This window comes from Pedobacter sp. 01N416 (assembly GCF_056399685.1).
The window spans coordinates 1-6702 of sequence record NZ_JBFTRT010000259.1; the positions used below are offsets into that span (position 1 = coordinate 1).

8 protein-coding genes are annotated in these 6702 nt (G+C 40.7%); 6 read left to right on the plus strand and 2 right to left on the minus strand.

Translation table 11 applies throughout. The features are described 5' to 3' along the window. Positions 1-1358, plus strand: a 1358-nt coding sequence (locus AC1DND_RS15185; RefSeq protein ID WP_477582803.1) for a glycosyl hydrolase family 95 catalytic domain-containing protein, incomplete at its 5' end; no start/stop codon positions are given. A 26-nt stretch (positions 1359-1384) separates the two neighbouring features. After that, a complete protein-coding gene (locus tag AC1DND_RS15190) occupies positions 1385-2896 on the plus strand; it encodes a sulfatase family protein (RefSeq protein WP_477582805.1) in 1512 nt (503 codons plus the stop codon). On the opposite strand, the gene AC1DND_RS15195 is transcribed toward AC1DND_RS15190, so the two are convergent. Together AC1DND_RS15195 and AC1DND_RS15200 are read right to left on the minus strand one after the other, a co-directional pair. Next, positions 2880-3059: a hypothetical protein gene (locus AC1DND_RS15195; protein ID WP_477582807.1), complete on the minus strand. Its 180-nt coding sequence runs from the start codon at positions 3057-3059 to the stop codon at positions 2880-2882. The two genes, AC1DND_RS15190 and AC1DND_RS15195, sit on opposite strands and share 17 nt — an antisense overlap. Beyond that, a complete protein-coding gene (locus tag AC1DND_RS15200; protein ID WP_477582809.1) occupies positions 3059-3676 on the minus strand; it encodes a class I SAM-dependent methyltransferase in 618 nt (205 codons plus the stop codon). The genes AC1DND_RS15195 and AC1DND_RS15200 overlap by 1 nt, the downstream gene beginning before the upstream one ends. Before the next feature lie 159 nt (positions 3677-3835). Here AC1DND_RS15200 and AC1DND_RS15205 point away from each other — a divergent pair, with 159 nt between their 5' ends. From AC1DND_RS15205 to AC1DND_RS15220, 4 genes are all read left to right on the plus strand, one after another. Next, positions 3836-4828, plus strand: a complete 993-nt coding sequence (locus AC1DND_RS15205) for a helix-turn-helix domain-containing protein (RefSeq protein WP_477582811.1) — start codon at positions 3836-3838, stop codon at positions 4826-4828. Between the two features lie 558 nt (positions 4829-5386). Continuing rightward, on the plus strand, positions 5387-5947 hold the full coding sequence (locus AC1DND_RS15210; protein ID WP_477582813.1) for an RNA polymerase sigma factor: 561 nt from the start codon (positions 5387-5389) through the stop codon (positions 5945-5947). Further along, entirely contained in the window at positions 5928-6197 is a 270-nt protein-coding gene (locus AC1DND_RS15215) for a hypothetical protein (RefSeq protein ID WP_477582814.1), read from the plus strand. Before AC1DND_RS15210 ends, AC1DND_RS15215 begins: the two co-directional genes overlap by 20 nt. A gap of 77 nt (positions 6198-6274) precedes the next feature. Further along, a partial coding sequence (locus AC1DND_RS15220) for an ATP-dependent Clp protease proteolytic subunit (protein WP_477582816.1) occupies positions 6275-6702 on the plus strand: 428 nt, incomplete at its 3' end.

The following is a 6702-nucleotide window of genomic DNA, read 5'->3' on the forward strand; positions in this document are numbered from 1 at the left end:
TGTATAAATTAGGGTGTGTAGCCAGAAAAGGCGCACCGGCCATAACTTTACAAGCCGTTTGGACCGCCGATAACGGTAGTTTGCCACCCTGGAAAGGCGATTTTCATAACGATTTGAATACCCAATTGAGTTATTGGCCAACTTATACCGCTAACCACCTGGCCGAAGGAGCCACTTTTACCGATTGGCTATGGAAAATCAGAGAACGAAATCTTACTTATACCAAGCAATATTTTGGTGTTGAGGGTTTAAATGTTCCGGGCGTAATTACATTAAATGGTGACCCAATGGGTGGGTGGATCCAGTATTCGCTTTCGCCAACCGTAAGCGCATGGACTTCACAACATTTTTATTGGCAGTGGAAATATAGCAAGGATAAAGCGTTTCTTAAAAAGAGAGCCTATCCGTATATACATGAAGCTGCAACCTATCTGGAGAACATTACAAGGTTGAAAGATGGCAAACGTTCACTGCCTTTAAGCTCTAGTCCAGAGTATAATGATAACAGTATTAAAGCCTGGTTCTTAAACTGGACCAATTTCGATTTGGCCTTAGCTAAATTTTTATTTAAAGCTGCGGCCGAAGTAAGCATGGCAAAAGGTAAGATAGACGAAAGCAAACATTGGGCGGAAATGCTGAATCAGTTACCGGGTTATGAAATAAATGAAACTGGTTTTACCATCGCCCCTGGATCTAATTTAACAAGCTCGCACAGGCACATGTCGCAGTATATGGCCATTTATCCGCTCGATTTGTTGGATGTTAACCACCAGCAGGATAAAGCCATTATTGATAACTCCTTAAAACGGTTAGAAGAAATTGGTACAAGAGCATGGTGTGGTTATTCTTTTAGCTGGATGGCTTCTATATACGCAAGGGCTTACCAAGCCGATAAGGCGGTAAAGCAATTGGAAATTTTTGCATCCAACTTCTGTTCGCCGAACAGTTTTCATTTAAATGGCGATCAAAAAGGAGGGCAGTACTCAGACTTCACCTACCGCCCGTTTACTTTAGAAGGCAATTTTGCCTTTGCACAGGGCGTTCAGGAACTTTTATTACAAAGCAGAAATGGTTATATACAGGCATTCCCCGCTGTACCACAAAGCTGGAAAGATGTAGCTTTTAATAATTTACGTGCTGAAGGCGCCTTTTTAGTAAGCGGAAATAAAGAAAACGGTGTGCCAACAAAAGTAAAAGTATACGCAGAAAAAGCGGGTGTACTTAGAATTAAGCTGCCTTTCAAAACCTATGTGGTAAGAGATGTACCTGCTGAGATTGTAAAAATGGGCGATGATGGAATTGCCGAAGTGAGCCTGAAAAAACAACAGACCATCGTTTTTGAAAATGGCTATGAATAATGCCCTTAAATTCAATTAAACCATCAATGAGAAAAATAATATTAATCACTGCGCTGTTATGCTGCAAACTAGGCTATGCCCAGCAAAAACCCAATATTGTAATCATCATTTCTGATGATCATGCTTTTCAGGCGATAAGCAGTTATGGTAGTAAATTAACGCAAACACCCAATATCGATCGTATTGCCCGGTCGGGGGTAACCTTTAACAAAGCTTATGTAACCAATTCTATTTGCGGACCGAGCAGGGCCGTTATATTAACAGGATTATATAGCCATAAAAATGGTTTTAAAGATAATGAAACCTCCCATTTTGATCATGGACAGGATAATTTTGCCAAACACCTTCAGTCTGGCGGATATCAAACAGCCTGGATAGGCAAGTTGCACCTGGGCGATAAACCTCAGGGATTTGATTATTACAGCATTCTGCCAGATCAGGGGCAGTACTACAACCCCGATTTTATCGGCATGGATGGTAAAACCGTGCATAAAGAARGTTATGTAACCAATTTAATAGAAGATGCCTCTGAACAGTGGTTAGATAATAGAGACCAATCGAAGCCGTTCTGTTTGGTTATTGGGCACAAAGCTACGCATCGCACCTGGCTTCCGGATACGACTGATATGGGGAAATTTGATAAAGTGAAATTCCCTTTGCCTAAAAATTTTTACGACAATTATGTAAACCGGGAAGCGGCAAAAGTACAGGATATGACCATTGATAAAACCATGTTAATGGGCTACGATCTGAAAATGCTTTCTTATAGCAAAAATGGAGAGGGTAGCGTTAACCGAATGAACTTAGCACAAAGGGCCAGGTTCGATGCCTACTACAAGCCAATCGAGGCAGATTTAAAAAGCCGGAATTTAACAGGCAAAGCTTTGGTTGAATGGAAATATGAACGTTATATGCGCGATTATTTAAGCACAGCAGCATCGCTCGACCGGAATATTGGCCGTACACTCGATTACCTTGAAAAACACAATCTTACTAAAAACACCATTGTAATCTACGTTTCAGATCAAGGTTTTTATTTAGGCGAGCATGGTTGGTTTGATAAACGTTTTATGTATGAAGAATCTTTCAGAACACCAATGATCATGCGTTACCCCGGTGTGATTAAACCGGGAAGTAAAAACGGAACATTTGTAATGAATCTCGATCTTGCGCCAACCTTGCTTGACGCCGCAAAGCTTAAAATACCACAAGCTATGCAAGGGAAATCGATGTTGCCTTTGTTTCAATCAAAAAAAGTAGCATTCAGGGATGCCATGTTTTATCATTATTATGAAAATGGCGAACATTCGGTATCTCCTCATTTTGGTGTTAGAACCGAACGATATAAATTAATCCGCTTTTACAAACGCGTGAATACCTGGGAATTGTACGATCTAAAAAATGATCCCTCAGAAGAAAATAATTTATATGGCAAAAAAGGATATGCAGGCATTGTTGCGCAATTAAAAGGCAAATTAAACAAGCTTATCGATCAATATGACGACCAGGATGCCAAAAGTATTATGGCAGAATTTTAAATATTTTATTAAAGGTGGCCAATGCGCTATTGAGCGCACTTGGCTGTTTTGTGTTTTTATTGGCTATATATTGAGCCTTCAATAGTGCGATTTTTTCAAAATCCTGTGCGCCTCTCCAATCTTTTAAGTATAATGTTTTGTTAAATTTAATCAGATCATCCATTATTTCCAGCCAGACACCACGATAAACGGTTTGCTGATTTCCTTTCCGTTTTGATCCATTATCGTTTCCATCATTTTCTTTACTTCAATATTCGAAAATCCCGATTGTTTGAAAAACAATTTTACTTCATCAATCTCATAAAACGTAAAATCGAGCTGTGTCCAGGGCAGGTCGCCACCAAAGTTTTTTTCAACAAGGGCAAGGTTCATTTTCCCCCCTGGTTTTAACACACGGTAGCTTTCAGCTAAGTATTTTAGCGGATCCGGCCAAAAATAAATGGTATTCGCGGTAAAACAATAATCGAAGAAATTATCCTGAAAATCGAGTTTGTTATCCGTTGTTTTAATCAATTCTACAGCATCGTTATCAGCCTTGTAAGTAAAAAAGGCTTCTTTTATTGCAGGTTCATTAGGGTAGGTGCCAGAATAACTGATGTTTTTTGCTTTTTGAAATAAATAAGGGAGGTGTTCGGTGCCGGCTGGGCTGATTTCCAATACTTTTTCATCCGTTTTTAGCGGTAAATCTTGTAAGAGTTTAAAAATTAGGGTGTTTTTGGGTGGGAGAACGTCAATTTTTTGATCTTGCGTTAATGTGTTTAGGTCTTTTTGCTCCTCCATGGTATCGTTATTAGTCTCTTGCGGTGCATTTCGCAATTCGGGCAAAATTGAAAAATAGCAGGCTTACGCTTTTACATATAAAGGATTTTCTTTTACAGAAAACCGAATTGTGGATAACCCCATTACTTTAGCTCGGCTTTTTTTGTGATAATTGCCTTTATGGGAATCAATGTTGGTAAGGATTACGGCGCCTGGAAAAAGGTAGGGGGCAGCTTTGATGATCTTCCTGTTCGGGATGGATTGGTAACAGAAAGAAAGGAGAAGTACAGTTTTTCTTTTAGCGATGCCGAATTGGTACAGATCAATATCCCTGGCATTTATATCGTATATGGCGATATCATGTTTAAACAGCAACAGATGTATTTCAGGCCCACTTACGATGTGCCCGATATGGTTAAACTGCGTTTTACGCTCTCCGGTAATGGCACTATCTTTAACCGGGTAAATAAGCAGCAGTACATCTTTAATTCCAACCAGCAGAATATTATTTACATGCCTGAGCTTGATGGTACAGGCGAATATGATACCGGCCATAGCTACCGCTTTTTTGAGGTACATTTTGCCAAAGAAAAGTTTTTGCAACTGGCAGAACATTCCACCAAAGCATTGCAGGTTTTGGCAGATTATGCCGATACCGGTCGTTATACGCAGCTGGCGGAGCAAAACCTTCCCATTTCATGGGCCATGCAGCACTGCATCCGCGATATTCTCGATTGTGATTACCCCGAAGGCCTGAAACGTATGTTTATCGAATCGAAATGCATTGAGCTGCTTGTACTCCAGGCCGAAGCTTTTGAACGTGCCATTAACCAAAAACAGCCTGCCGCATTACACTCTGCCTACGATAGGGATTGTCTTTATCATGCAAGGGATTACCTTATTGCCAATATCCACCAGCCACCATCGGTTGCCGAACTGGCTAAAATATGCGGCGTTAACGAATTTAAACTTAAACAAGGCTTTAAAGGCCTGTTTGATAACAGCATATTCGGTTATTTGAGTGATTACAGGCTTAACCATGCAAAAGAGTTGCTGCTCGAAGGTCTACCCATAAAATCGGTGGCATTTATGCTTGGTTATTCATCGGTACAGCACTTCAGCAATGCTTTCAGAAAGAAATTTAGCTTAACACCGGGTAAGTTGAAGGGTTAAGATGGGAATTGATTAATGTGGTACAGGGTGGATTCTTCTTCCGCTCTATGCCGCGGGGCATGGTAGTTTTTCGCAGATCAAGTTGTTTTTATTTGTGCTCAAGAATGCTGGCGCATTTTGGAGCGCCAAAGTACCCAAAGCGCTTCGTCAATCCAGCAATGAGCCTTTTGCACAATCCTATGCGCATCAAAAAAACAGCGGCACTTCGTTTAATCAGTTCTTGTTTGTGTTTTCTATGGGCTGATTGAGCCCTTCGGGGTTTGTGTTCAATATTTTTTAAAATTAAATCATCGTTATGAACACAAAACCACTGCGTTTCAGGTTTGTTAGTGCCAATTTACCTGAACTGCACCTGTTTTTTTGATTTCCCCGGCTCTTGGGATTGACTGGCGTGCTTCGGTAAGGGCTGTGTGTTATTTCAAAGCAAGCTAGCATAACGCCTAAACAATTTTTACAATATGTGTTTTCATGATAGGCTTAAGGACAGAAAAAAATAATTGTTAATTTTAGGTGATATCTGATCAAAAACAGCCACATACTATTAAAAGCATAGTAATCATGACAGCAACATCCACTAAAGAGCAGCCCAGCCAACGCGAAGCACTTTTTATGAAACTCTACAAAGAAGCTTTTCCTTTGGTGGCAAGGCACGTAAGCAAGATGGGCGGATCATTTGAGGAAGCGAAAGATATTTTTCAGGATGCGCTGGTGGTATATTATGAGAAAGTACAGGTTTCGGGGCTGAGGCTGAACTATCAGGAGAAAGCCTATTTATTTGGGATTGCCAAATATTTATGGATCAAACGTTATAAAGAAAACGACAAGAATGTTTCTTTTGATCAGCTTGGCCTCATTCTTAATGAAGAGATCGTTTTGGCAGATACCGGATATGAGGAAGTTTCTTCGGGGAAACTGATGCATTTACTGGAGCAGGCCGGACAGAAATGTATGCAATTGCTCAGTGCTTTCTATTACGAAAAACTGGATATGGAAACACTGGCACAGCGGTTTGGCTTTTCGGGTGCACGTTCTGCAACCGCTCAGAAATTTAAATGCCTCGAAAAAGTAAAAGAAACGGTTAAAGCAAAATCCTTAAAATATGAAGACATCGTTGAATGAGCTCCGTTTAATAGAGCACTATCTGCTGTCGGACGGTAAGGATGGAGAAAGTTTCCTGTTCGAAGCCAAAATGATCCTACAGCCTGAACTCAAGCAGCAGGTTTACTGGCAAAACAAAACCTATCAAACGGTGCGCGATTACGGCCGGAAGCAGCTTAAAAATGAAATCGAAAACATACACGAAACGTTGTTTAATACCGATGCGCACCAAAGCTTCAGGCAAAAGGTAATGCGTTTGTTCAGCAAATAAACAATCAATTTAATTTATCAATCATGCCCTATTATCGGGCACMGGCATTGCTATGCCTAAAATTTAAAATCAATATGATGGATATCAACAAAGAATTCCACCTTTATGCGGTAAAACACCAAGGCTTAAACGGCCTCTATGTAGATCAGTATATGGGCAGAACAGCTGCTCATACTATGCCTCTTGCCATGACGCCCTATATTACGGAAGAACGCCAGCTGAATGTGGCACAAATGGATGTTTTCTCGCGGTTGATGATGGACAGGATTATTTTTTTAGGGGAAGCCGTTGACGAGCGGAATGCAAATGTGATACAGGCACAATTGCTTTTTTTGCAGTCGGTTGATACCAAAAGCGACATCCAATTGTATATCAATTCGCCTGGTGGATCGGTGTATGCAGGCTTCGGCATTTATGACACCATGCAGTATATCGCGCCTGATGTAGCCACCATTTGTACGGGCATTGCACTTTCTATGGGTTCGGTATTGTTGTGTGCGGGAGC